21 protein-coding genes are annotated in these 23633 nt (G+C 67.2%); 10 read left to right on the top strand and 11 right to left on the bottom strand.

Going from position 1 to position 23633, the window contains the following annotated elements; translation table 11 throughout:
- Positions 1-3: 3 nt before the first annotated feature.
- Complete coding sequence (locus ACSQ2F_RS16635; protein WP_436024793.1) at positions 4-903, bottom strand: SDR family NAD(P)-dependent oxidoreductase; 900 nt, start codon at positions 901-903, stop codon at positions 4-6.
- A gap of 155 nt (positions 904-1058) precedes the next feature.
- Between ACSQ2F_RS16635 and ACSQ2F_RS16630 the strand changes: the two genes are divergently transcribed.
- The 3 genes from ACSQ2F_RS16630 (at position 1059) to ACSQ2F_RS16620 (ending at position 4757) form a co-directional block, all read left to right on the top strand.
- Positions 1059-1826: an SDR family oxidoreductase gene (locus ACSQ2F_RS16630; protein WP_436024791.1), complete on the top strand. Its 768-nt coding sequence runs from the start codon at positions 1059-1061 to the stop codon at positions 1824-1826.
- Positions 1827-1932: 106 nt separating this feature from the next.
- Complete coding sequence (locus ACSQ2F_RS16625; protein ID WP_436024789.1) at positions 1933-3693, top strand: class I adenylate-forming enzyme family protein; 1761 nt, start codon at positions 1933-1935, stop codon at positions 3691-3693.
- Positions 3690-4757: an alpha/beta fold hydrolase gene (locus tag ACSQ2F_RS16620; RefSeq protein WP_436024787.1), complete on the top strand. Its 1068-nt coding sequence runs from the start codon at positions 3690-3692 to the stop codon at positions 4755-4757. The genes ACSQ2F_RS16625 and ACSQ2F_RS16620 overlap by 4 nt, the downstream gene beginning before the upstream one ends.
- On the opposite strand, the gene ACSQ2F_RS16615 is transcribed toward ACSQ2F_RS16620, so the two are convergent.
- From ACSQ2F_RS16615 to ACSQ2F_RS16590, 6 genes are all read right to left on the bottom strand, one after another.
- On the bottom strand, positions 4744-5733 hold the full coding sequence (locus ACSQ2F_RS16615) for a tripartite tricarboxylate transporter substrate binding protein (protein ID WP_436024785.1): 990 nt from the start codon (positions 5731-5733) through the stop codon (positions 4744-4746). The two genes, ACSQ2F_RS16620 and ACSQ2F_RS16615, sit on opposite strands and share 14 nt — an antisense overlap.
- Positions 5734-6389: 656 nt before the next feature.
- Entirely contained in the window at positions 6390-7553 is a 1164-nt protein-coding gene (locus ACSQ2F_RS16610; protein ID WP_436024783.1) for an ABC transporter substrate-binding protein, read from the bottom strand.
- 141 nt (positions 7554-7694) lie between these two features.
- On the bottom strand, positions 7695-8402 hold the full coding sequence (locus ACSQ2F_RS16605) for an ABC transporter ATP-binding protein (protein WP_436024781.1): 708 nt from the start codon (positions 8400-8402) through the stop codon (positions 7695-7697).
- Positions 8389-9153, bottom strand: coding sequence for an ABC transporter ATP-binding protein (locus tag ACSQ2F_RS16600; RefSeq protein WP_436024779.1), 765 nt, complete (start codon positions 9151-9153; stop codon positions 8389-8391). Before ACSQ2F_RS16600 ends, ACSQ2F_RS16605 begins: the two co-directional genes overlap by 14 nt.
- A complete protein-coding gene (locus tag ACSQ2F_RS16595; RefSeq protein WP_436024777.1) occupies positions 9146-10180 on the bottom strand; it encodes a branched-chain amino acid ABC transporter permease in 1035 nt (344 codons plus the stop codon). The genes ACSQ2F_RS16600 and ACSQ2F_RS16595 overlap by 8 nt, the downstream gene beginning before the upstream one ends.
- Positions 10181-10182: 2 nt before the next feature.
- Positions 10183-11055, bottom strand: coding sequence for a branched-chain amino acid ABC transporter permease (locus ACSQ2F_RS16590; protein ID WP_436024775.1), 873 nt, complete (start codon positions 11053-11055; stop codon positions 10183-10185).
- Positions 11056-11651: 596 nt separating this feature from the next.
- On the opposite strand from ACSQ2F_RS16590, the gene ACSQ2F_RS16585 reads away from it, so the two are divergent.
- The 6 genes from ACSQ2F_RS16585 to ACSQ2F_RS16560 are packed head-to-tail and all read left to right on the top strand — an operon-like array spanning position 11652 to position 17753.
- Positions 11652-12401 carry an electron transfer flavoprotein subunit beta/FixA family protein gene (locus tag ACSQ2F_RS16585; protein WP_436021323.1) on the top strand — a complete coding sequence of 250 codons (750 nt, stop codon included), beginning with the start codon at positions 11652-11654 and terminating at the stop codon, positions 12399-12401.
- A gap of 49 nt (positions 12402-12450) precedes the next feature.
- Positions 12451-13383 (top strand): electron transfer flavoprotein subunit alpha/FixB family protein, encoded by a 933-nt coding sequence (locus ACSQ2F_RS16580; RefSeq protein ID WP_436024773.1) that lies wholly within the window; start codon positions 12451-12453, stop codon positions 13381-13383.
- Positions 13384-13419: 36 nt separating this feature from the next.
- On the top strand, positions 13420-14190 hold the full coding sequence (locus ACSQ2F_RS16575) for a class II aldolase/adducin family protein (protein WP_436024771.1): 771 nt from the start codon (positions 13420-13422) through the stop codon (positions 14188-14190).
- Between the two features lie 14 nt (positions 14191-14204).
- The gene (locus ACSQ2F_RS16570; protein WP_436024769.1) at positions 14205-15131 is read left to right on the top strand and encodes a 2-hydroxyacid dehydrogenase; all 927 of its coding nucleotides are present in this window, start codon (positions 14205-14207) and stop codon (positions 15129-15131) included.
- Positions 15132-15134: 3 nt separating this feature from the next.
- Positions 15135-16196 carry a cyclase family protein gene (locus ACSQ2F_RS16565; RefSeq protein ID WP_436024767.1) on the top strand — a complete coding sequence of 354 codons (1062 nt, stop codon included), beginning with the start codon at positions 15135-15137 and terminating at the stop codon, positions 16194-16196.
- Positions 16197-16217: 21 nt separating this feature from the next.
- Positions 16218-17753 carry a class I adenylate-forming enzyme family protein gene (locus ACSQ2F_RS16560; protein WP_436024765.1) on the top strand — a complete coding sequence of 512 codons (1536 nt, stop codon included), beginning with the start codon at positions 16218-16220 and terminating at the stop codon, positions 17751-17753.
- Positions 17754-17757: 4 nt separating this feature from the next.
- On the opposite strand, the gene ACSQ2F_RS16555 is transcribed toward ACSQ2F_RS16560, so the two are convergent.
- Positions 17758-18075, bottom strand: a complete 318-nt coding sequence (locus tag ACSQ2F_RS16555; RefSeq protein WP_436024763.1) for a c-type cytochrome — start codon at positions 18073-18075, stop codon at positions 17758-17760.
- Positions 18075-19274 (bottom strand): sulfite oxidase, encoded by a 1200-nt coding sequence (locus ACSQ2F_RS16550; RefSeq protein ID WP_436024761.1) that lies wholly within the window; start codon positions 19272-19274, stop codon positions 18075-18077. The genes ACSQ2F_RS16555 and ACSQ2F_RS16550 overlap by 1 nt, the downstream gene beginning before the upstream one ends.
- 254 nt (positions 19275-19528) lie before the next feature.
- On the opposite strand from ACSQ2F_RS16550, the gene ACSQ2F_RS16545 reads away from it, so the two are divergent.
- Positions 19529-20674, top strand: coding sequence for a rhodanese-like domain-containing protein (locus tag ACSQ2F_RS16545; protein WP_436024759.1), 1146 nt, complete (start codon positions 19529-19531; stop codon positions 20672-20674).
- Positions 20675-20767: 93 nt separating this feature from the next.
- Here the strand turns inward: ACSQ2F_RS16545 and ACSQ2F_RS16540 are convergent, their stop codons facing one another.
- On the bottom strand, positions 20768-21745 hold the full coding sequence (locus ACSQ2F_RS16540; RefSeq protein WP_436024757.1) for a Bug family tripartite tricarboxylate transporter substrate binding protein: 978 nt from the start codon (positions 21743-21745) through the stop codon (positions 20768-20770).
- A gap of 131 nt (positions 21746-21876) precedes the next feature.
- Complete coding sequence (locus ACSQ2F_RS16535) at positions 21877-23553, bottom strand: long-chain fatty acid--CoA ligase (RefSeq protein WP_436024755.1); 1677 nt, start codon at positions 23551-23553, stop codon at positions 21877-21879.
- Positions 23554-23633: the final 80 nt, after the last annotated feature.

The raw sequence follows: 23633 nt of genomic DNA, 5'->3' as shown, positions 1-23633 counted from the left end.
GCATCAGCCTTGCTGCAGCGCCTTGCCGACCTCGATGCGCCCCTGGGCGCTGCCCGACTCGGGCACGGTCTCGTCGTCACGGGCCGAGATGGCGTCAAACTGCTCGGCGACGCGCTCTGGCGTGTCGTCGGCAAGGCCGAGGTGCACGCCCTGCGTGAGCGTCACATAGGCGCGTTCGAAGGAGCCCGCGCCGGCGCACAGGATGGCGCGGGTGGGCGCGTCCTCGGACACGAGGTACAGCAGGCCCGGCGAGACCGCCTCCGGCTTGAGCTTTTCCAGCACGGCCGCCGGCATCAGGCCTTCGGTCATGGCGGTGGCGGCCGTCGGTGCGAGGCAGTTCACCCGGATGTTGTCCTTGGCGCCTTCGATCGACAGCGTCTGCATCAGGCCGACGAGGGCCATCTTGGCCGCTCCGTAGTTCGACTGGCCGAAGTTGCCGTAGAGGCCGGACGACGAGGTGGTCATCACGATGCGCCCGTAGCCCTGCGATTTCATCAGGTCCCACACGGCCTTGGTGCAGATGGCCGAGCCCATGAGGTGCACGTCAACGACGAGGCGGAAGTCGTCGATCGACATCTTTGTGAAGCTCTTGTCGCGCAGGATGCCGGCGTTGTTCACGAGGATGTCGACGCGGCCCCATGCGGCCACCGTTTCCCGGACCATGGACTCCACCGCCGTCACGTCAGTGACCGATGCGTTGTTGGCCCGCGCTTCCCCGCCCGCGGCAACGATCTCGCGCACCACCGCCTCGGCCGGGGTCTCGCCCCCTTCGGCAGCCGCGCGCCCCAGGTCGTTCACCACGACTTTCGCGCCGCGAGCGGCCAGGGCAAGCGCGTGCTGCCGTCCGAGCCCGCCGCCCGCTCCGGTCACGATGGCCACCTTGCCGTCAAAACGAATGCTCATGTCTCTTCACCTTCAGTCAGTCTGATATGTTTTCCAAGCCCCGGTCAGCCGCGGCCGTGGGGACTCCACCCTAGCAGATGCGCGCCGCGCCGCCGGCGTCCGGCGCCCATTCCGATTCCCTTGCGTCCCTTCTTCAACCTTCACAGGATCGAACCATGACCTCTCTCTTCTCCCTTTCCGGCAAGGTGGCCATCATCACCGGCTCGTCCCGCGGCATCGGCCGTGCCATCGCCCAGCGCATGGCCGAGCAGGGCGCCAAGGTGGTGATCTCCTCCCGCAAGCCCGAGCCCTGCGCCGAGGTGGCGGCCGAGATCAACGCGGCGCACGGCGCCGGCTCGGCGATCTCGATCCCCGCCAACATCTCGTCCAAGGACGACCTCAAGCACCTGGTCGACGAGACGACCCGCCAGCTTGGCAAGGTGGACATCGTCGTGTGCAATGCGGCATCCAATCCCTACTACGGCCCGATGGCCGGCATCGAGGATGACCAGTTCCGCAAGATCCTCGAGAACAACGTCATCGCCAACCACTGGCTGATCAACTTCGCCGTGCCGCAGATGGTCGAGCGCAAGGATGGCGCGATCATCATCGTCTCCAGCATCGGCGGCCTGCGCGGCTCGCCGGTCATCGGTGCCTACAACATCTCGAAGGCGGCTGACTTCCAGCTGGCGCGCAACCTCGCGGTCGAGTACGGCCCCCACAACGTGCGCGTGAACTGCATCGCCCCGGGCCTCATCAAGACCGACTTCGCCAAGGCGCTGTGGGAGAACCCCGAGACGCTCAAGCGCGCCACCTCGACCACGCCGCTGCGTCGCATCGGCGAGCCTGACGAGATCGCGGGCGCAGCGGTGTTCCTGGCTTCGCCGGCGGGCTCCTTCATGACCGGCCAGAGCCTGGTCGTGGACGGCGGCACGACGATCTGAACGCGCGACAGCCGCGGCTCGGTCCGCCGTCCTCGCGGCGGGTTTGCCCGGCGCCCTTCCTCCTCGGCCTGCCCGCGGCTCCTGGCCGCTCTTCGGAACTGCTCCCATGAACGATCCCAAGCCCTGGCCCGTGATGTCGATCGAGCGAGCCCACGCCCTGATGACGGCGCCTGGCAGCGCCTTCGAAATGGAGGAGCTGGAGATCCGCGGCGTGCGGCTGCGCGTCTGGAAGCACGCGCCGCCCACGCTGAGGGAGGTATTCCTGGCCGGCCGAAGCCATGGCGCTGCCACCTTCCTTGTCTTCGAGAACGACCGGGCCAGCTTCGAGGCCTTCGCCCGCGCCACGTTGGTGCTTGCAGAGCGCCTGGTGGCCGATGGCGTGGTGAAGGGCGACCGCGTCGCGATCGCGATGCGCAACATTCCGGAGTGGCCGGTGGCCTATTTCGCCGCCGTGCTGGTCGGGGCCATCGCGACACCGCTCAATGCGTGGGGCACCGGGCACGAACTGGAGTTCGGCTTGACCGACTCCGGCGCCAAGGTGGCCTTGCTCGATGCAGAGCGCTGGGACCGGATCGCGCCGCACCTTGCCGCCTGTCCGGCCCTGGAGAAGGTGTATGTGGCCCGCGGTGCCGCGGCTCATCCCGTGGCACCGGGCCTCGGCCGCCTCGGCGTCGCGTCGCTCGCCGACTTGCTCGGTCCGGTGAACCAGTGGCATGAACTTCCGGAGCGGCCGCTGCCTGACCTGTCCCTGCTGCCGGAGGACGACGCCACCTTGTTCTACACCTCGGGCACCACCGGCCGACAGAAGGGAGCGCTCGGCACGCATCGGGCGTCGACGAGCACGGTGCTGGCCGGCAGCTTCTCCGCGCAGCGCAGCTTCTGGCGCAGGGGCGAGCCGGTGCCCAAGCCGGAGGATCGCAAGTTCCAGCGGGCCGTGTTGCTGGCCATTCCCTTCTTCCACACGACCGGCTGCCAGGCCATCCTGTGCGCCGCCGTGTATGCCGGCACCAAGATCGTCTGCATGCACCGGTGGGACGTCGAGCATGCGATGAGCCTCATCGAACGCGAGCGCTGCACCCAGGCGGGCGGTGTGCCGACCATCGCATGGCAGATCGTCGAGCATCCCGCGCGCGAGCGCTACGACCTGTCGAGCCTGGAGTCGGTCTCCTATGGCGGCGCCCCGGCCTCGCCGGAGCTGGTTCGCCGCATCAAGGAGGTCTTCCCGCAGTCGTCGCCCGGCCTCGGCTGGGGCATGACCGAGACCTCCGCCACCTTCTCCAGCCATGGCGGTGAAGACTATGTTCGCCGCCCCGACAGCAGCGGGCCGGCCCTGCCCATCTGCGACATGCGCATTGCCGATGACCAGGGGCAAGCCCTGCCGCCTCACCAGGTGGGCGAGCTGTGGGCGCGTGGCCCCAACGTGGTCAAGGGCTACTGGAACAACCCGGAGGCGACCGCAGCGACCTTCGTCGACGGCTGGGTGAAAACAGGCGACCTCGCCTACATGGACGAGGAGGGCTTCCTCTTCATCGTCGACCGCAAGAAGGACATGCTCATCCGCGGCGGAGAGAACATCTATTGCTCGGAGGTGGAGGCGGCGCTCTATGAGCATCCGTCCGTCGTCGATGCCGGGGTGGTGGGCCGGCCGCACCGCACCTTGGGCGAGGAGCCGGTCGCGGCGGTCACGCTCAAGGCGGGCCACACGGCCACTGAGGCCGAACTGCGGGCCTTCGTGGCCGAGCGCCTGGCGGCGTTCAAGGTGCCCGTGGCCATCCTGTTCAGCACCGAGATGCTCCCCCGCAACGTGAACGGCAAGCTCATGAAGGCCGAACTCAAGCGGCTGGTCGTGCAGGCGGCTGCCGCATGAGCGCGCGTCACGAGGCGGCCGGCACGGTCGACGCCGGCCGGCCGGAGGCTGCCGTGCAACCTGCGCCCACCGAGAACATGCGGGCGCCGCTGGCTGCGCTGGGCGGCATGCCGCCAGCGCGCCCGCCCTGGTTCGACGCCGCCCTGGCGCAGGCGCCGCAGCGCACGACGGTGCACGTCCACGGGGCGGACATCGAGACCTTGGCCTGGGGTGACATCGGTCAGCCCGGCCTGCTGCTGCTGCATGGCAACCGTGCGCACGCCGACTGGTGGAGCTTCATCGCGCCCTTCTTCGCCGCGGAGCGCCGCGTGGTGGCGATGTCGTGGTCGGGCATGGGCGGCTCGGGTTGGCGCGAACGCTATTCGATGGACCTGCTGGTGGACGAGATGGATGCGGTGGCCGAGGCCACGGGTCTCTTCGCCGCCGGCCGGCCTCCGGTGGCCGTCGCCCATTCCTTCGGGGCCTTCGTCGCGCTTCGCTACGCCGCTGACCGCGGGCGGCGGCTCTCGGGCGTGGTCACCGTCGACATGCCGCTACAGCGTCGTGAGCGCGGCGATCGGCCGCGGGAGTCGGGTGAGTCGAGCCTTCGCGAGAATGCGGTGTACCCGGACATCGCATCGGCGCTGGCCCGCTATCGCTTCGCGCCACTGCAGCCCTGCGAGAACCTCTTCATCGCAGATCACCTCGCACGCCTCTCCCTCAAGCCCGCACCGGGCCCGCAAGGTGATGGCGCCGGGGTGACCTGGCGCTTCGATCCCTTTCTCTGGCGGCACCTGCGCATCGGCAGCCCCGCCCAGGACATGCTGGCGAGCCAGTGCCCGGTGGCCGTGATGTGGGGCGCCGACTCCGTGCTGATCGACCGCGACATGATTGCGCGTATCCGAACGAAGTACCCGTCGGGCATGCCCTGGATCGAGGTTCCCGCTGCCGGCCACCATGTCATGGTGGACCAACCCTTGGCCTTCGTCGCGGCATTGCGGGGCCTGCTTGCGGCTTGGCCTCGGGCCGGACGTTCGCCCGGGTCGGCCGTGGTCGAGCCGCCGACCCCCGTCAATCCAGCGTGACCTTGGCCCGGCGGATCACATCTCCCCACTTGCGCGTTTCCTCGCCGATGAAGCGTTCGAACTCCTCGGGTGAGTTGCCGACGGGCACCGTGCCCATGCCTTCCAGGCGGGCGCGCACATCGTCCTGACGGACGATCTGCCCGATCTCGTCGGCCATCCGCTTCACCACGTCGCGCGGCGTGCCGGCGGGCGCGAGCATCCCGGCCCAGGTGCTGCCGGTGAAGCCGGTGATGCCCTGCTCGATGAAGGTGGGCACGTCGGGCGCCGCAGGCAGGCGCTCGTCGCTCGCCACGCCGATCAGCCGCACCTTGCCCGCCTTGCCGGGTGCAAGCAGGCCGGATGCGGCATCGAAGAACAGTTCCACTTGGCCGCCCATCAGGTCGGTGAGCGCCGGGGCCGCACCGCGGTAGGGGATGTGAACCATGTAGGCGCCGGTACGGGCCTTCAGCAGTTCCGTCGTGAGGTGGGCAGCCGACCCGTTGCCGCTGGACGCGAAGCTGACCTTGCCGGGGTTGCGGCGGGCATGCTCCACCAGTTCCTTCGCGGTCTTGAAGGGTGCGTTCGGGTTCACCGCGGCCACGAGCGGAGACAGCCCGATGAGCGAGACGGGCGCCAGGTCCTTCTGCGGGTCGTAGGGTAGCTTGGCGTACAGCGTCGTGTTGGCGGCATAGGCCGCGATGACGACGCCGAAGGTATAGCCGTCGGGCGCTGCCTTGGCCACGGCGTCGGTACCGATGATGCCGTTGGCACCCGGGCGGTTGTCCACCGTGACCGGTTGGCCGAGCCGCTCCTGCAGCTTCTGCGCGATGAGCCGCGCCGTGACGTCCGTGAAGCCCCCGGGGGGGTAGGGCACGACGATGCGGATGGGCCGCGCTGGCCACGATTGCGCATGAGCCTGCGGGGCCCTGGCCGCCGCTGCAGCGGCGGCCAGGGCCGCGAGGAGGACCTGGCGGCGGGAACGAGTGCGTGTGTTCATGGGAGTCCTTCGGTTGTACGAGTCGAGGAGCGTGGCGCGGGCCTGTTGTCGGTGCAGCATTGACAGGGATTGCGACGGCGAGGAAAAACCGGGCGCAGCCGCCGGCGCCCTGGCACAGGTCGGGCCAGCCTCGTTGGCGGGGACGGCATGGCGGACGATCGATCACCTTGGTGGCCAGCGAGCTTTCTGCGTGGAGCCGGAGCCCTGAGCCCTGAGCCCAGAGCCCCCGGGCCGCAGGCCGCAGTTGGAATCAGCGCCTGACGTTTCGGCCCAAGAGCCTTGTGCCTTGCGCCCTGTGCCCTGTGCCCTGTGCCCTGTGCCCTGTGCCCTGTGCCTTGTGCCGTGAGCCGTGAGCCATGAGCCATGAGCCATGAGCCATGAGCCATGAGCCATGAGCCAATATCAATGAGCCAAGGACCTCGGACGCTAGCCGAGCCGCCGGACCCACCGGCGCACGTGCCTCGTGCCAGTGGCTGCCTGTTTGCTGACCCACCAGGGAAGGGGCGGTGCGTTGGTGCTGCAACGCCCTTGAGTCCGCGATCGCCGCCCGCTGTTCCCTCCGCATTCGTCATGAAGCCGCATGCGGAAACAAAAAGGCCGGTGCACTTGCGCGCACCGGCCCGGTCGGAAAGGCGGTGGTCGACCGCCGGTGCGCCTTACTTCAGCGAGCTGAGCTTGACTTCCTTGACCTTGCCAGCCTCGATGACGGCGACGCGGGTGTCAGCCAGCGTGCCGCCCTTTTCGTCAACGCCATCGAGGCTGTTGGGATTGCGTGCCGGCGGCAGGGCCTTCATGGCCTTGTCGAGGTTGGCGCGGATGGCGGTGGCATCGGTCACCGTGCCGGCCAGCTTCATGGCGATGGCGGTGGCATGAACGGCGGTGTAGTTCAGCGAGACTTCCGAGCTCGGGTCACGGCCGGGATAGGCTTGCTTGAAGCGGCCGACGAAGGCCTTGGCGTCCGCAGTGCCGTCTTCGATCAGCGGCAGCACGCCGATGGAGCCTTCCAGCGGCTGGTAGCCGCCGGTGATCTTGCCGATCTCGTCCATCTTGGCCTGGTCGATGATCACGAAGCCGCCCTTGAAGCCCAGTTCACGCGCCTGCTTGATCACGAGGCCGGTGGGCTCGGACGCACCGCCGATGAACATGACGTCCGGCTTGGCGGCGAGCGCGCGGCTCACACCGCTGTAGAAGTCGGCCGCACGGTTGTACGACATGGGATTCTCGATGACGACCTTGCCGCCCGCGGCCTCCCAGGCCGGCTTGAACGCGGCGGTCCAGGCCTTGGCGTAGTCGTGGTCGCCGTGGGCGAACGCGAGGTTCTTGCCGTACTTGCCCATCGCATGCTTGACGAAGGCCGGCACGTAGGAGGTGAATTCCGGCGGAATGCGCAGCGTCAGCTTGTTGCCGCGGGCGGTGACCTGCGGCACGCTGGTGTACGACAGCAGCAGGTACTTGTTCTGCTCGTTGTTCACCTGCAGTGCCAGGCTGCCACCGGAGTGCGGCACGAGGATGGCCGGGGTCTTGTGTTCCTGGACCAGACGCTGGGCGTTGATGGCAGTCTCGGAGGGGTTGTACTTGTCGTCCAGTGCGACGATCTCGAGCTTGTACTTCTTCCCTCCCACTTCCAGGCCTTGGGCGTTGATCTCGCTGACTGCGAGTTGCATGCCGTCGAGGACGTTCTTGCCGTACAGGGCCGCACCGCCGCTGAGCGGTCCGGAGAAGCCGATCTTCACGACCTCCTGGGCGGAGGCGTGGCCGACGAATGCCATGCCCAGCGCGACCGCAGCCGAGATCTGCTTCATGTTGGATTTCAAGTTCATCTCTCTATCTCCTGTTATGTGACGGTCTGACGGGATCGAAGGTCCGACGAGCAACGTCCCTCTGCCAACGGTAGTGTGGCGGGGGGCGTTGACGCCGCGGTATGAGGGGAACTGCTAGGGAACCAGCGATTCAGCGCGGACTCAGGCGCCGATGTAGGCGCGCCGGACGGCCTCGTTGTTGAGCAGGCTGTCGCGGTCGCCCTCCATCACGATGCGCCCGCCTTCGAGCACGTAGGCGCGGTGGGCGATCTTCAAGGCGGCGAAGGCGTTCTGCTCGGCCAGCAGCACGGTGGTGCCGGTGCGGTTGATCTGCTGAATGACCTCGAACACCTGCTTCACCACGAGCGGGGCCAGGCCCAGCGACGGTTCGTCGAGGAGGAGCGCCTTCGGGCGGCTCATCATGGCCCGGCCGATGGCGACCATCTGCTGCTGGCCGCCGCTCAGCGAACCGGCCGGGTCGTCCTTCTTCTGGTCGAGGATGGGAAAGAGGGCCATCACCTCCTCGAGCCGGCGCTTGTTGCCTGCCGAATCACGGCGATGAACGTAAGCGCCGAGCATGAGGTTCTTCAGCACGCTCATGCCGGGGAAGAGCTTGCGGCCTTCCGGGCACTGCACGACACCGCTCTGCACGATCTGCGCGGCCCGCATGCCGACGAGCTCCTGATTGTGGAAGCGGATGCTGCCGCCCGCGGCGCGATGGATGCCGCTCGTCGTCAGGAAGATCGAGCTCTTGCCCGCACCGTTGGCGCCGAGCAGGACCACGAGTTCGCCTTCCTTGGCGTTCAGGCTCACGCCATCGAGGGCCTGGAAGCTGCCATAGCGCAGCGAGACGTTCTCAAGCGTCAGCATGTTCGCTCCCCAGGTAGGCGTCGATCACCGCGGGGTTCGCGCGGATCTCTGCAGGGCTGCCCTCGGCGATCTTCTCGCCGTAGTTCAGCACCATGATCTTGTCAGCGAGGCTCATGATCATGTTCATCTTGTGTTCGATCAGGCACACGGTGAGGCCGTGCTTGACCATCTTGCGGATCAGGTCGGCCAGCCCCACGGTCTCGTCGGGGTTCACGCCACCGGCCGGCTCGTCGAGCAGCACGACCTTGGGGTCGGTGGCCAGGGCCAGCGCAAAGGCCACACGCTTGCGCTCTTCCTGGGAGATGTCGCCCGCCATGCGGTTGGCCATGTGCGACAGGCCGACGAAGTCGAGCGCCTCGCGTGCCTTCTCCCGGCAGATGCGTTCCTCTTCCTTCAGGCGAGCCGAACCGATGAGCACGTCCCAGAGGCCGGCGTGGGTGCGCAGGCGATGGCCGACGATGAGGTTGTCGAGCACCGTGGCCATGTCGAAGAGGGCTGTGGTCTGGAAGGTGCGGGACACCCCGAGCCGGGCCACTTCGTCGGTGCGCAGTTGCGTGACGTCACGGCCTTCGAGCAGGATGCGGCCGGAGGTCGGCTTGTGCACGCCGCTGATCAGGTTGAAGAACGTCGTCTTGCCGGCGCCGTTGGGGCCGATGATCGCGTTGATCTTGCCCTTCTCGATGACGGTGCTGACATCGTTGACGGCCGCCAGGCCGCCGAAGCGCTTGCTCAGGTTTTCGATCTTAAGCATGGGTCGCACCTCCTTGCGGGGAGGCCGGATGGGTGGACGCGGGGCCGCTCGCAGGCGCCGGCTTGGCCAGCGCCTTGGCGGCGTTGGAATTGCGGCGGGCCTTCCAGCCCAGGTAGCTGCCGACGATGCCGTTGGGCACGAAGATGACCAGCACGATCAGCAGCGGACCGAAGACGACGTAGCGGTATTCCTGCAGGAACTGCAGGTGCTGCGAGAGCCAGGGCACGGTGAGCGCGCCCAGCAGGGGACCGAGGATGGTGCCGATGCCGCCGATCAGCATGTACATGGTCATTTCGAAGGTGTGGTGCGCACCGGCCAGGTCGGGCCCGAGGAAGCGCACGAAGCCGGCGTAGAGGCCGCCCGCCAGGCCGGCATAGAACACCGACAGCAGGAAGGACAGCAGCTTGTTGCGGCTGAGGTTGATGCCGAGGGATTCCGCGAGCTCGTCGCTGTTGCGGATGGCCATGAAGGTGCGACCGAGCAGCGAGCTGACGATGCGGTGCATCACCCACGCGCCGACCACCAGGAAGCCGAACACGAGGAAGTACAGCGCTCGCGGGGAATCGAAGACGAAACCGCCGAAGCCGGTGGGCGCGGGAATGCCGATGATGCCCACCGTGCCATGGGTGAGCGACTCCCACTTCTCGATCACGAGGAACATGATGTAGCCCACGCAGAGCGTGAAGATCGAGAAGTAGTGGCCCTTCAGGCGCAGCGAGACGATGCCGAGCGGCAGCCCGATGAGCACCGTGACGACGCCCGAGAGGGCGAAGGCGATCCAGAACGGCACCTGATGGTCCACCGTGAGGATGCCCACCACATAGGCACCGACGGCCATGAAGCCGCTGTGCGCGAGGTTGAACTGGCCGGTGTAGCCTGTGATGAGGTTCAGGCCGAGGGTGGCGAGCGCGAAGATGTAGGCCGTGGACATCACCGTGAGGTGATAGTCGTTGCCGGTGAGGAAGGGGAAGATGAGGCCGGCGAGGACGAGCAGCGTCCAGCCGATGCGGCCTTCGATGTACTTCATGGTCAGCGCACTCCCTTGGTGAACAGGCCCTGCGGGCGCACGGACAGGATCACCACCAGCAGCACGAAGGCGATGATGTCCTTGTAGTCGGACGAGATGTAGAAGGCGCCGAAGCTCTCCGCGAAGCCGATGATCAAGCCGCCCACGATGGCGCCGGGAACGCTGCCCATGCCGCCGAGGATGATGATCACGAACGCCTTGGTGATCACCAGGTTGCCCATCGCGGGGTACACGAGGTTGATCGGGGCGTAGAGCGTGGCGGCGATGGCTGCCAGCGCGCCGGAGATGGCGAAGGTGAGCATCGCCACGCGGTTGGCATCGATGCCGACCAGGGAGGCGCCGTCACGGTTCTGCGCCATCGCGATGATGGTGGACCCGGTCACCGTCTTCTTGAGGAAGAGGTGCAGGACGACCATCATGACGAAGGCGGCGGCGATGATGAGCAGGCGCTGGGCCGGCGCGGTCAGGCCGCCGAGTTCGACGAGCCCGGTGTAGGGCGACTGCATGCGATGGAAGTCGGCACCCCAGATCAGCTGAGCGGTCGCTTCGAGGAACAGCATCATGCCGATGGCCGCGATCATCGGATGCAGGCCCTGGTGGTGGCGCAGCGGATGGAAGACGAGCCGCTCGGCCAGCGTGGACAGGACTGCCACCACCGCAGCGGAGCCGACCATGGCCAACCAGTAGTTGACGTTGTAGCGCGTCATCAGGTGGAACGAGAAGAACGCACCCGCCATGTAGAAGGCGCCGTGCGCGAAGTTCGGCACGTGGAGGATGCCGTAGACCAGCGTGAGCCCGAGGGCCACGAGGCTGTAGATGCCGCCGAGCGTGAGCCCGTTGAGCACCTGTTGCATGAATTGCTGGAAGAAGTCCATCGATCAGTCCTTGAGGCCGGCGTGCCCTGCGTAACGGCAGGACGAAGGAGAGGGAGAGATCACGGGGGGCGTCTGCACGAGGCGAGGGCGGTGTCCCTTTCGGGCAGGCATGGGCATGTGTGTCACGCTCCTGTACTCACGAAAACAGAGAAGAGGGACCGGCTGGGTGCGGTCGCGGACGGCGGGCCGGGGTCGCGGCGGAGGCACGTTGCGCTCTGTAGAACGCGGACCGATCTTGCGGGGTGGCCGAACCACCGTCAACGCGCTTGTACTGCATTGCGGAACACTCAAGGGCAAACACTGAGAGGATTTTTCCGCCCCTGTCACCTCCGGGACCTGAGTATCGGTAACTACGTACCACCATCACCCTGCGTTCCCCATCGGGTAACGCCGTCCTTTGGCGAGGAGGGTGTACGCTAGGCAGCTGCATTCCACGTCGGACTTGCCCACCCCGAGCCTGCAGTTGTATATTCTGCTGTGCAGAAACGTGTTTTGCATTTGAAGCACGCAGGGCGGCGGGGTACAAGGGCCATCAACGGGCCCTTGCCGCGTCTCACGCGCCGTCGCGCGCTCCGTTCAACAACAAAGGTCGAGTCATGAAAGTGCTGGTGGCAGTCAAGCGGGTGGTGGACTACAACGTCAAGGTCCGCGTGAAGAGCGACGGCAGCGGTGTGGACATCGCGAACGTGAAGATGAGCATGAACCCGTTCGACGAGATTGCCGTCGAGGAAGCCGTGCGGCTGAAGGAGAAGGGCGTGGTCACGGAGGTGATCGCCGTCTCGTGCGGTCCGACGCAGTCGCAGGAGACGCTGCGCACGGCGATGGCCATCGGCGCTGACCGCGCGATCCTGGTGGAGAGCACCGATGAGCTGCAGCCGCTGGCGGTGGCCAAGCTGCTCAAGGCGCTGGTCGACAAGGAGCAGCCGGGCCTCGTGATCCTGGGCAAGCAGGCGATCGACGACGACTGCAACCAGACGGGCCAGATGCTCGCCGCGCTCGGCAAGCTGCCGCAGGCGACGTTCGCCAGCAAGGTGGAGCTCGCCGCCGACGGCGTGAGCGTCACCCGCGAGGTCGATGGTGGCCTGGAGACGCTCAAGCTCACGCTGCCGGCGGTCGTGACGACCGACCTGCGCCTGAACGAGCCGCGCTACGTGACCTTGCCCAACATCATGAAGGCCAAGAAGAAGCCGCTGGAAGTCGTGAAGCCGGCGGACCTGGGCGTGGACGTGGCCCCGCGCATCAAGACGCTCAAGGTGAGCGAGCCCCCGAAGCGCAGCGCCGGCATCAAGGTGCCCGATGTCGCCACGCTGGTGAGCAAGCTCAAGAACGACGCCAAGGTCATCTGACCGGCGCCCGACGAACAAGACCGAACAGAAGCACGAACAGGAACACGACATGTCCTCTCTCGTCATTGCAGAACACGACAACACCTCCATCAAGGGCGCCACGCTGAACACCGTGACGGCCGCCAGCCAACTGGGCGGCGACGTGCACGTGCTGGTCGCGGGCAGCAACGCGGCTGAAGCCGCCAAGGCCGCCGCCCAGATCGCCGGCGTGAGCAAGGTGATCCACGCCGACGCACCCGGCCTCGAGCACGGCCTCGCCGAGAACGTGGCCGCCCAGGTGCTGGCCATCACCGCCAACTACAGCCACATCGTCTTCCCGGCCACGGCCAGCGGCAAGAACGTGGCGCCGCGCGTGGCCGCACTGCTCGACGTCGGCCAGGTGAGCGACATCACCAAGGTGGTGAGCCCCGACACCTTCGAGCGCCCGATCTACGCCGGCAACGCGATCGCCACCGTGCAGTCGACCGACAAGGTGAAGGTGATCACCGTGCGCACGACCGGCTTCGACGCGGCAGCGGCCACCGGCGGCAGCGCCGCGGTCGAGAGCGCAGCGGCCACGGCCGACAACGGCAGCTCCACCTTCGTCGGCTCGGAGATCGCCCGGAACGACCGGCCCGAACTGACGGGCGCCAAGATCATCGTCTCGGGCGGCCGGGCGCTCGGCAGCAGCGACAAGTTCAACGAAGTGCTTACGCCGCTGGCCGACAAGCTGGGCGCAGCCCTCGGCGCGAGCCGCGCCGCGGTGGACGCCGGCTACGCGCCCAACGACTGGCAGGTCGGCCAGACCGGCAAGATCGTGGCGCCGCAGCTGTACATCGCCGCGGGCATCTCGGGCGCCATCCAGCACCTGGCCGGCATGAAGGACTCCAAGGTGATCGTGGCAATCAACAAGGACCCGGAAGCGCCCATCTTCAGCGTGGCCGACTACGGTCTCGAGGCGGATCTCTTCACCGCCGTGCCGGAGCTGGTCCAGGCGCTGTGAACCCGCTGCATTGATCCCTCACCTGGAGCGAACGAAATGAACAAGCCGTACGAGATTCCTTCTGTTCGCGACCAGGTGTCGCCCGATGAGTGGAAGACCCGTGTCGACCTCGCCGCCGCCTACCGGCTGGTGGCCCTCTTCGGCTGGGACGACCTGGTGTTCACCCACATCTCGGCCCGCGTGCCGGGCGAGGAGCACCAGTTCCTGATCAACCCCTACGGGCTGTTCTTCGAGGAGATCACCGCCTCCAGCCTCATCAAGGTCGACCACCACGGCACGCCGGTGATGCCTTCGCCGTTCCCGGTGAACCCGGCCGGCTTTGTCATCCACAGCGCGGTGCACGAGGCACGGCCCGAAGTGAACTGCGTGCTGCACACTCACACCCTGCATGGCGTGGCGGTGTCGGCACAGGAAGGCGGGCTGCTGCCCATCTCCCAACAATCGGGCTTCCCGCTGACCAACCTGGCGTACCACACCTATGAAGGTGTCGCCCTGCGCGAGGACGAGAAGGCGCGCCTGGTGGCAGACCTCGGTCGCGCCAACAACATGATCCTGCGCAACCACGGCCTGCTGACCTGCGGACGCACGGTCGCGGAGGCTTTCCAGGCGATGTACACCCTGGAAGCGGCCTGCCGCATCCAGATCCTGGCCCAGTCCGGCGGCACTCCGCTCACCCGAGTGCATCCGAGCATCCTCGAGACCATGGGGCAGCAGGCCCGCGAGGTGAGCAAGGGGCTCGGTGCCAACCTGGTGTGGCCCGGCCTGCTGCGCCGCCTTGACCGCCGCAACCCCGGCTACGACGCCTGAGGGACCGCGCAGCAATGGCGATCCTTGTTCTGTCGAACCCCCTGCCTTCCGCTCCCTTCGCTGAAGCCCTCCGGCGCGCCGCCCCCGACATCCCTGTCTGGACGGAGGCCGATGCGCCGCCGCCCGACCAGGTCGAGGCCATCCTTGCCTGGCGCATGAAGCCGGGCATCCTGCCGCGCTACCCCAACCTGCGGGTCCTCTGTTCCACCGGGGCCGGGGTGGACAAACTGCTGGTCGACGACCTGCCGGGCCACGTGCCACTCACCCGGGTCGTCGATCCGTCCCAGGGTGTCGAGATCGCGCAGTACGTGGTGGCCCAGACCCTGGCCTTCACGCGCGACCTTTCTCTTTACGCGCGCCAGCAGGCCGATGCCGTCTGGCGCAGGCACCCGGTTCGACTCGCTTCACAGTGCCGGGTCGGCATCATGGGGCTGGGCGCCGTGGGCCAGGCCATCGCTCGGGCGTTCGTCCCGCTCGGCTATCCCGTGGCCGGCTGGAGCCGCAGCGCGCGGCAACTGCCGGGCGTTCAATGCCACGCGGGTCCCGAGGGTCTCCCGACTTTCCTCTCGCATGCCGACATCCTCATTTGCGCGCTGCCGCTGACCGAGGAAACGCGCGGCCTGCTCGACCACAGCACGCTGTCGCAGCTGCCCGTCGGCGCTTTCGTCGTGAACGTCGGTCGTGGTGAACAACTGATCGAGGCCGACCTGCGCGCGTTGCTGGACGAAGGCCACCTGGCCGGTGCGGCCCTCGACGTCTTCGAGCGCGAGCCGCCGCCATCCGACAACTGGGTGTGGTCGCATCCGGCAGTCCGGGCGACGCCCCACATCGCGGCGCAGGCTTCCTTCGATGTGGTTGCGGCGCAGTGCGTGGGGGCGCTGCGCACCGTGCGGGCCGATGGCATTCCTGCCCTGGCCGTCGACCGGTCAGTCGGCTACTAGGCCATGGCAGCGCCTTCCGCGAACCCGCGGTGGGTACGGCGCCCCGCCGGCTCGACCTGGGGCGACTTCGGACCCGACGACCAGCTCGGCCGGCTCAACCTGCTGACGCCGGCCAGGCGCCGAGAAGCGGCCGCAGAGGTGGTCGAGGGCCTGGCCTTCGGCCTGAGCCTTCCGCTCGACTTTCCGGGCGGCGCCAAGCTGAATGCACGCCGCAAGCCGCCCGTCCTGCGCCCGACGGAGCTTCGCGGTCAGCCCTTCATGAATGCGCCGCTTCGCCAGTTCGACCCGCGCTTCACCGATGTGGTGTGCGACGACCAGGTCACCCTCACCCTGCAGTACTCCACCCAGTGGGACAGCTTCGCCCATGTCGGCGCCTGGTTCGACGCAGACGGCGACGGCGAGCCTGAGAAGGTGTACTACAACGGCTATCGGGCGCATGAGCACGTGCTCGGACCGGGCGACCTGCGGCTCGCCGCGTGCCCCTGCGGCGCAGAGGGCGGCTCCTACGCCCTGGCGCTTGGCATCGAGACGTTTGCGGCTCAACCCATCCAGGGCCGCGGCGTGCTGGTCGACCTTCACGCGCACGTCGGCCAGCGCCGTGAACTCGTCGATCACGCCCGATTGATGCACATCCTTCGCAGCGACGGCGTCGTGGTCGAGCCGGGCGACATGCTGGTGCTGCACACGGGCTTCGCGGACGTGGTGCTGTCGATGAACCGGGAGCCCGACATGGCGGTCCTCGACGCTTCATGTGCCGTGCTCGACGGTCGCGACCCGGCACTGCTGCAGTGGATCACCGACAGCGGCATCTCCGCCATCTGCGCCGACAACTACGCCGTCGAAGCGTTCCCTGCGCGAGAGCTCGCCGAGGCCGCCGGACCGGCGCTGCCCTTGCATGAACACTGCCTGTTCAAGCTCGGCGTCCCGCTGGGTGAACTGTGGTGGCTGCGAGAGCTGGCCATCTGGCTGCGCGCCCACGGGCGCCACCGATTCCTGTTGACCGCGCCGCCCCTGCGCCTGCCGGGAGCCGTGGGCTCGCCGGTGACGCCCGTGGCGACTGTCTGACCGTCTTCATCCGGAGCCCTGATGCAAGAACTCTTTGCCCGTGATTTCGGCGTCATCGCCGACCTCGTTCGATACCACGCCGAGCATTCCCCGGATCGCGCGGCGCTGGTGGACCCCTCGCAGACCCTCAGCTATGCCCGGCTTGATGCGCTGATGGATCAGGTGGCCGCAAGCCTGCAACGCGACGGCCTGAAGGCCGGCGATGCGATTGCCATCTGCGCCACCATGACGGTGCCGTATGCGGCCGTCTTCCTCGGCGCCTTGCGTGCCGGCGTCGTCGTGGCGCCGCTCGCCCCCGGTTCCACGCCCGCGAGTCTGGCACGCATGCAGGAGGATGCCTCCGCGCGGCTGCTCTTCGTCGACGCCTCCACGGTCGAAGCCACCGGGTCGGCAGGGCAGGGCGGCCCACGACGGATCCGGCTGGATGCCGACCTGGACGACTGGCTGATGCCGGAGGGCAGCAAGCCGGTGCCGGTTACACCCGAGCCTTCGTGGCCCTTCAACATCATCTACTCGTCGGGCACGACGGGTGACCCGAAGGGCATCGTGCAGGGCCATGGCATGCGATGGGCCCACGTGCGACGCGGCGCCACCTACCAGTACGGCGGTCCGGACGGCGTGACGCTGTTGTCCACGCCGCTGTACTCGAACACCACGCTGGTGGTGTTCTTCCCCACCATTGCCTGGGGCGGCACCGTCGTGCTGATGCCAAAGTTCGATGCCGGAGCCTACCTGCGGCTCGCCGAGCAGCACCGGGTCACCCACACCATGCTGGTGCCGGTGCAGTACCAGCGGCTCATGGCGCACCCGTCGTTCGACCAGCACGATCTGTCCGCCTTCAAGTTCAAGTTCAGCACCAGCGCGCCGTTCGGCGCGGCGCTCAAGGCCGATGTGCTCAAGCGCTGGCCGGGCGGCCTCGTCGAGTTCTACGGCATGACCGAGGGCGGCGGGACCTGCATCCTGGAGGCGCACCTGAACTCGACGAAGCTGCACACCGTCGGCCGGCCGGCGGAGGGCCACGACATCCGCCTGATCGACGAGCAGGGCCGCGAGGTTGCCGCCGGCGAGGCCGGCGAGGTGGTGGGCCATTCGCCCAGCATGATGACGGGCTACCACCGCCAGCCGGAGAAGACGCGCGAGGCCGAGTGGTTCGACCCCTCCGGCAAGCGCTTCATCCGCACGGGCGATGTCGGGCGGTTCGACGCGGAAGGGTTCCTCACGCTCTTCGATCGCAAGAAGGACATGATCATCAGCGGCGGCTTCAACATCTACCCGAGCGACCTCGAGGCGGTGCTTCGGCAACACGACAGCGTGGCAGATGCCGCCGTCGTGGGCGTGCCCTCGGTGCAATGGGGTGAGACGCCGGTGGCCTTCGTCGTGCGCCGCCCGGGAACTGTCATCGACACCGATGGCCTGCTCCAGTGGGTGAATGCGCAGGTCGGCAAGACGCAGCGCCTGGCCGCACTCGAATGGATCGACGAGCTGCCCCGCAGCGCGATCGGCAAGGTCCTCAAGCGCGAACTGCGCGACCGCTACGCGGTGCGCGGCGGCGCCTGAGTTCTCAGCGGCCCGCCACCGTGGAAACGTAGCGGGCCAGCGCGCGGATCTGGGCGTCGGTCAGGCTGTCCTTGTAGGACGGCATCAAGCCCACGCCGTTGCGCAGCGCCGTCATCACCCGCTCGGGGGACGGCTTGATCTCGTCCAGCACCGGACCGACCTCGCCGGTGCTGCCCGCATCCTTGAGGGTGTGGCACACCGCGCACGCAGGAGTCGCGCGTCCGGTGAACAAGGACTTGCCGAGTGCAAGTTCGTCGGCATCGCCGGCGGCCAGCGCGGAGCCGGCCGCCAGCGATGCAAGCATCGCCAGCAGGCCTCGCATCAGGCCACCGTGACCTTGACGCCGTGGTCGGCCCAGCTGTTGTTGCTGTAGCCGCTCTGGTTCTCCAGCCGGTGCTCCGGCTGCACGTTGCCCGCCGCATCGGTGGCCCGGCTGACCATCACGTAGTTGCCGGCGGGGATCTTGACGTGCAGTGCGAACTGCCGCCAGGCGAAGCGACCGAGGTCCGGGCCGACGAAGTGGGCGGCATGCCACGTTTTGCCGCCGTCGACGGAGACTTCCACCTTCGTGACCGGCGTGGTGCCGCTGAAGGCCACGCCGTGGATCTGCATCTGCCCGGCTTTCAGGGTGCCACTCTCGGGATGAGGCGAGTTGATCCACGACTTGACGTTCATCTCGAGGACGGAGGCCTGCGTCGGGTCGGCCTTGCCCCCCAGCGGCGACATGCGGTAGCCGTGCTGCATGATCTTGGCGGTCGACTCGGTGGGCGTGAAGGCCAGGCGCTTCACGTACTTGATGTTGTTGACGCCGTTGTAGCCCGGCACGACCAGGCGAACCGGCCCGCCGTGAGCCAGCGACAGCGGGGCGCCGTTCATTTCCCACGCCAGCAGTGCATCGCCCATGGCCTTGAGCGGGACCGAGCGCTCCACGAGAACGCTGTCGACCGGAACGCCTTCGGGCAGCACTTCGCCGCCGGTACCGGTCATGTAGACCAAGGTGTCGCCGGCCACGCCGCCGAGGGCCTCGACCACGGAGCGCACGGGCACGCCGCTCCACACCACGCAACCGGCCGCGCCCACAGTCCATGGCGTGCCGCTTGGCTTGTGCGGGAAGAAGCCGCGGCCGTTACCGGAGCACTGGAGCACCGTGGCCACCGTTTCAAGGCCCATCGTCTTCAGCTCGCCCAGGGTCAATGTGCGGGGATTGCGCACGCCCTCGATCGAGACCTGCCACGCATCGCGGTTGTCGAGGACGGACGCCGGCGGAGCGGGCAGGTTGTTGCGGACATAGAGCTGGTCCGCGGGCGTGATGACGCTCGTGCCGAACGCTGACCGACGGGTCTCGATGGTGCTGCTGCTGTGAACGATGACGCTGTTGGCGTCCTTCCAGGCCGCGTACGAAGGCAGGGGCTTGGCTTGGGCCGCAGCGTGGCTTGACCAGGTTCCGAGGCCGGCTGCGGCCAATGCGCTGGCAGACCCGGCCAGCAGGTGACGGCGGTGAAGCGAAAGGCGGGAAGTCATGACGGGGGTCTCCATGGGATGGTGATCTGTTGTGAAAAGGCGAACCTGTTTCCGGGTCGTCAGCAAGTATTACATCCGGTACATGTGACGTCTGTTCGGGGTTCCGCCCAGGCATCGTCGCGTATCGGACTAATCGTGAAACATCTGGCTACGTTGCCGCGCTCAGCTTTTCATGAGGCCGCGACGAGATTGAAGCAGACTCGTCCTCATGCCGGCGGCGACCGGCTTTATCAAAATCAAGTTGGAGAGAAAAGATGAACAAGCTTCGTGTCCTCACGAGCATTGCGCTCGTCCTTGCGTCGGGGAACGCATTGGCGGAACTCTCGGCGATGATGGCCATCGAGCCGACATCCCGGAAGGAAGGGTTGATGATCTCGCGGTCCGGCATGGAGGCCGGACTCTCGAGAGCCATTGGCCAGGCGGTCACGGTGATCACGAGTGACGACCTGGCCGACGTGATGCGCTCGACCCGAAGTGGTGGTCACGACTTGTTCATCGCACCGGCCCAGGTGGCCGCTTCCGCGCTGGCCCGGGGCTACGAACTGGTGGGGTCCACGGCCCCTGCCGAGCAGTATGTGCTGGTGGGCCGGCACCGGTTCACCTCCGCCGAATCCGTGCGGGGCAACCGAATCTACCTGCCGCAGCAGGATTCCATCTACACCTACATGGCGCGCGGCATGCTCAATGCCACCGGCCTGTCCTTCAAGGACCTGAAGACGGTAGAGCATGCGCGCTACCCGCAGGCCGGACTGACGGCACTGAGCGTCGGTGTGTCCGACGCCACCGTGATCCGCCAGGCCGACTGGGCCGATTGGGAAAAGGAAAACCCCGGGGTCGCCCGCGTGCTGGCCACCTCCGGCGCGGTGCCCGGCGGATTCTCCGTCGTGATGAAGAGCGACCTGCCGGCGGATGTCCGCGCGCGCATCGCCAAGTGGTTCGCCGCACCCACGTCGCCGGGACTTCGCCCGGTCACCGAGCGGGTGGAGATGGCGGCCTACAAATCGGTCGCGCAGCTCGGGACCTTCACGCCGACCCACCTGCCCGGTGCGAAAGTGGTGACGGCGACCGAGGTCAAGCAATTGCTCGCCCAGGGCGCGGTGATGGTCGACACGCGCACCGAGAAGGAATACAAGGCCAAGCGCGTGCCCGGGGCGATCCTCGTGCCGTACGGGGAGAAGAGTCTGAAGGATGTGGCCTACGATGCGGGCCAGGACGACTTCAAGGGCCTGGGCCAGTTGGACAAGGGTCGGCCGACGGTCTTCGCGTGCAATGGCGCCGAATGCTGGAAATCGTACAAGGCCAGCCGCTCGGCACTGGCCGCGGGCTTCAAGCAGGTGTACTGGTTCCGCGGTGGCCTGCCCGAGTGGGATGCGGCCGGGCTGACCGTCGCCAAGGACTGATCTTCGCTCGTGCGGCGGCCACTGCGTCGGCAGCGCACGAAAGAAAGAAGGGCCGCATCGCTGCGGCCCTTCGTCCTTGCACTCAACCGGTCATCACTTCATGGCCAGGCCGAGACGTTCGATCAGGCGCTTGTCCTTCACGTAGGTCTCGCGCGCCCAGCGAGCGTAGTCCTCGCCGTTGCGGTACCAGATCTCCTGGTTGAGCTGAGCCAGCACCTCGGCATGCTTCGGGTCGTCAAGCGCCTTCTTGAAGGCGTCGTGCAGCACCTTCACCACTGCGGGGTCCATGCCCTTCGGGCCCACCAGGCCGTAAGGCGAGGTCGACACCACGTTGTAGCCCAGGTCCTTGGCGGTCGGCACCTGCGGCCAGCGCTTGGTGCGCTTTTCGCCGAAGGTCACCAGCAGGCGCATCTGGCCGTTGTCCACGAACTTGTCCCAGCCGGAGGCGTCGCTCTGCGCCATCACGTGTCCGCCCAGCAGCGCCTGCATCAAGTCGGCATTGCCCTTGAACGGGATGTGGTTCAGCTTCACGCCTGCGTTGGCGGAGACCTCTTCCATCAGCAGGTGCGGCGAGGTACCGATGCCGGTGGAACCGTAGTCCAGCTTGCCGGGATCCTTGCGGGCCGCTTCGATGTACTCCTTGAAGGTCTTGTACGGCGAATCCGCGCGGACCGTGAAGCCGAACGTGTAGCCCGAGGTGCCGATGATGTAGGTGAAGTCGGTCAGCGGGTTCCAGGGCACCTTCTGCATGTGCGGCACCCGCAGCATGCCCATCGGGAACTGGGAGATGGTGTAGCCATCGGGCTTGGCGTTCATGGCCATGCCACCGGGGCCGAGCGTGCCGCCGACGCCCGGCTTGTTCTCCACGATGATGTTCTGGCCCAGGTGCTTGCTGGCGATTTCGGCCAGGGCGCGATGGTGGCGGTCGGTGGAGCCACCGGCAGGCCACGGCACGATCAGCGTGATGGGCTTGCTCGGAAAGGCCTGGGCCTGGGCGAGACCGACGGGTGCCAGCACGGCAGCTCCGAGGGTGCCGAGCAGGACGCTGCGGCGAAGACGACGTTGATTCACTGAGCGATCTCCTGGTGTTGTGAGCGAGTCGGAGGCGTGTGCCCGGCTCGGTGAGAGCTTGCCGTTCGAGCTTGGTTCTAGGCTTCCCTGACCACAGTCTGCGCGGAGGTGTAAGGGATTGCTTCCCGGATTTACCCGGAGCGCTGGGCCTCTTTGTCTTGCAGTTCACGCCACATCACTTTTCCGGAGCCTGACTTCGGCAGCGACGTGACGAATTCGACGATGCGCGGGCTCTTGTAGACGGCCATGTGGTCGTGCGCCCAGCTGACGATGTCGGCTTCAGTGACCTGGCCGGCGTGCGAAGGGCGCAGCACGACGAGCGCCTTGACGGTCTCGCCGCGCTTGGCATCGCTCGCAGCGATCACGCAGACCTCCTGGATGGCCGGGTGCCGATACATGAGCCCTTCGACCTCGGCGGGCCACACCTTGAAGCCGGACGCGTTGATCATCCGCTTGAGCCGGTCGACCATGAAGAAGTAGCCGTCTTCGTCGACCTGCGCAAGATCGCCGGTGCGCAGGAAACGCTTGCCATCGAGCTCGACGAAGGATGAGCGTGTGGCGTCGTCGTTGTTCCAGTAGCCTCGCATCACCTGGGGGCCGTGAACGATGATCTCGCCGATCTCGCCGACGCCGAGCTCTTGCAGGGTGGAGGGGTCGACCACGCGCGCATCGACATCGAAGACCGGGATGCCGAGGCACTGCGGCTTGGGCCGATGGGGCGGGTTGATGTGGGTCGCCGCCATGGTCTCGGACATGCCGTAGCCCTCGACATAGCTCAGGCCGGTGCGCTCCTTGAGCTTGTGGGCGATGGCCTCCGGCATGGCCGCGCCTCCGCCCCGGATGCCATCGAGGCTCGAGATGTCGTAGGGCAAGACATCGTCGTTCGACAGGAAGTCGATCATCATGGTCGAGATGACCTGCCATGACGACACGCGATAGCGCTCGATCAGGCGGGCTGCGGCGACGCGATCCCAGCGCGGCAGCACCACCACCGTGCCGCCCGAGAACAGCGGCCCGTTCATGCCACCGGCCATGCCGGTCACGTGGAAGTAGGGCAGCACCGACAGGTACACCGTGTCCTGCGTGCGGGAGAACCACTGCAGGCCTCCGAGCAGGGTGCACATCACGCTGCGGTGGGTGTGCATGCAGCCCTTCGGGTTGCCCGTCGTGCCCGAGGTGTAGGGCATCACGCAGAGGTCCTCGGGGCCGGCGGTGAGCGGGCCCGGAATCAGCGATCGCGCCAGCATGTCGGTCCAGAGCGTGACCCCGGCGCCGGTGAGCTGCTGGCGGGGCGCCCGCACGAACTCGGGCGGGGAGAGGTCCGTCGGGGACACGAGGTAGTCGCTGTAGGCCGCAACGATGAGGTGGGCGAGGCCCTCGTCGGCGCCCGTGCCCAGAAGCGGGGCCGCCTCGGCATACAGGTCCTGAGGCACGAACATCGTCGTCGCGCCGCTGTCGTGCACATAGTGCGCGAGCTCGGCCGAGCGGTTCATGGGATTCACCGGCACGACGACGGCGTTGGCCCGCAGGATGCCGTAGTAGGCCAGCATCCATTGCGGACTGTTCTGCATGTAGAGCAGCACCCGGTCACCGGCCTTCACCCCGCACACCTCTTGCAGGTAGCCCGCGATCCGCTCGGTTTCCTCGTGGAACTGGCGGAAGGTGATGGCCGTGTCGTAGAACACGATGAACGGCTTGTGGGGGAAGCGCGCGGCCGAAACCACGGCGTTGTAGTAGACGTTGGTCTCCGGAAGCGTGAGGTGCTTCGGCAGACCCGGAGGCCAATGGGCGCGGTGGCGGTCTGACATAAGGCGGCTTTCAGGGGGCGGGCTTGTCACAAGCCGATGAACTCTGGAAAGGGTAGGTCAAAACAAAGACAACGGCAGCA

Origin of the sequence: Rhizobacter sp. LjRoot28 (assembly GCF_964253025.1) — a bacterium.
In the GTDB taxonomy this organism is placed as follows: domain Bacteria; phylum Pseudomonadota; class Gammaproteobacteria; order Burkholderiales; family Burkholderiaceae_C; genus Rhizobacter.
Note: the sequence above shows the minus strand (reverse complement) of the source record. Positions and strands in the feature narration are given on the sequence as shown.

Coding starts and splice junctions, on each gene's coding strand:
- ACSQ2F_RS16565 (WP_436024767.1), top strand. CDS start 15,135: ATGGCAGCGCCTTCCGCGAACCCGCGGTGGGTACGGCGCCCCGCCGGC.
- ACSQ2F_RS16585 (WP_436021323.1), top strand. CDS start 11,652: ATGAAAGTGCTGGTGGCAGTCAAGCGGGTGGTGGACTACAACGTCAAG.
- ACSQ2F_RS16595 (WP_436024777.1), bottom strand. CDS start 10,180: ATGAAGTACATCGAAGGCCGCATCGGCTGGACGCTGCTCGTCCTCGCC.
- ACSQ2F_RS16590 (WP_436024775.1), bottom strand. CDS start 11,055: ATGGACTTCTTCCAGCAATTCATGCAACAGGTGCTCAACGGGCTCACG.
- ACSQ2F_RS16545 (WP_436024759.1), top strand. CDS start 19,529: ATGAACAAGCTTCGTGTCCTCACGAGCATTGCGCTCGTCCTTGCGTCG.
- ACSQ2F_RS16610 (WP_436024783.1), bottom strand. CDS start 7,553: ATGAACTTGAAATCCAACATGAAGCAGATCTCGGCTGCGGTCGCGCTG.
- ACSQ2F_RS16620 (WP_436024787.1), top strand. CDS start 3,690: ATGAGCGCGCGTCACGAGGCGGCCGGCACGGTCGACGCCGGCCGGCCG.
- ACSQ2F_RS16625 (WP_436024789.1), top strand. CDS start 1,933: ATGAACGATCCCAAGCCCTGGCCCGTGATGTCGATCGAGCGAGCCCAC.
- ACSQ2F_RS16635 (WP_436024793.1), bottom strand. CDS start 903: ATGAGCATTCGTTTTGACGGCAAGGTGGCCATCGTGACCGGAGCGGGC.
- ACSQ2F_RS16615 (WP_436024785.1), bottom strand. CDS start 5,733: ATGAACACACGCACTCGTTCCCGCCGCCAGGTCCTCCTCGCGGCCCTG.
- ACSQ2F_RS16570 (WP_436024769.1), top strand. CDS start 14,205: ATGGCGATCCTTGTTCTGTCGAACCCCCTGCCTTCCGCTCCCTTCGCT.
- ACSQ2F_RS16575 (WP_436024771.1), top strand. CDS start 13,420: ATGAACAAGCCGTACGAGATTCCTTCTGTTCGCGACCAGGTGTCGCCC.
- ACSQ2F_RS16550 (WP_436024761.1), bottom strand. CDS start 19,274: ATGACTTCCCGCCTTTCGCTTCACCGCCGTCACCTGCTGGCCGGGTCT.
- ACSQ2F_RS16580 (WP_436024773.1), top strand. CDS start 12,451: ATGTCCTCTCTCGTCATTGCAGAACACGACAACACCTCCATCAAGGGC.
- ACSQ2F_RS16630 (WP_436024791.1), top strand. CDS start 1,059: ATGACCTCTCTCTTCTCCCTTTCCGGCAAGGTGGCCATCATCACCGGC.
- ACSQ2F_RS16555 (WP_436024763.1), bottom strand. CDS start 18,075: ATGCGAGGCCTGCTGGCGATGCTTGCATCGCTGGCGGCCGGCTCCGCG.
- ACSQ2F_RS16560 (WP_436024765.1), top strand. CDS start 16,218: ATGCAAGAACTCTTTGCCCGTGATTTCGGCGTCATCGCCGACCTCGTT.
- ACSQ2F_RS16605 (WP_436024781.1), bottom strand. CDS start 8,402: ATGCTGACGCTTGAGAACGTCTCGCTGCGCTATGGCAGCTTCCAGGCC.
- ACSQ2F_RS16535 (WP_436024755.1), bottom strand. CDS start 23,553: ATGTCAGACCGCCACCGCGCCCATTGGCCTCCGGGTCTGCCGAAGCAC.
- ACSQ2F_RS16600 (WP_436024779.1), bottom strand. CDS start 9,153: ATGCTTAAGATCGAAAACCTGAGCAAGCGCTTCGGCGGCCTGGCGGCC.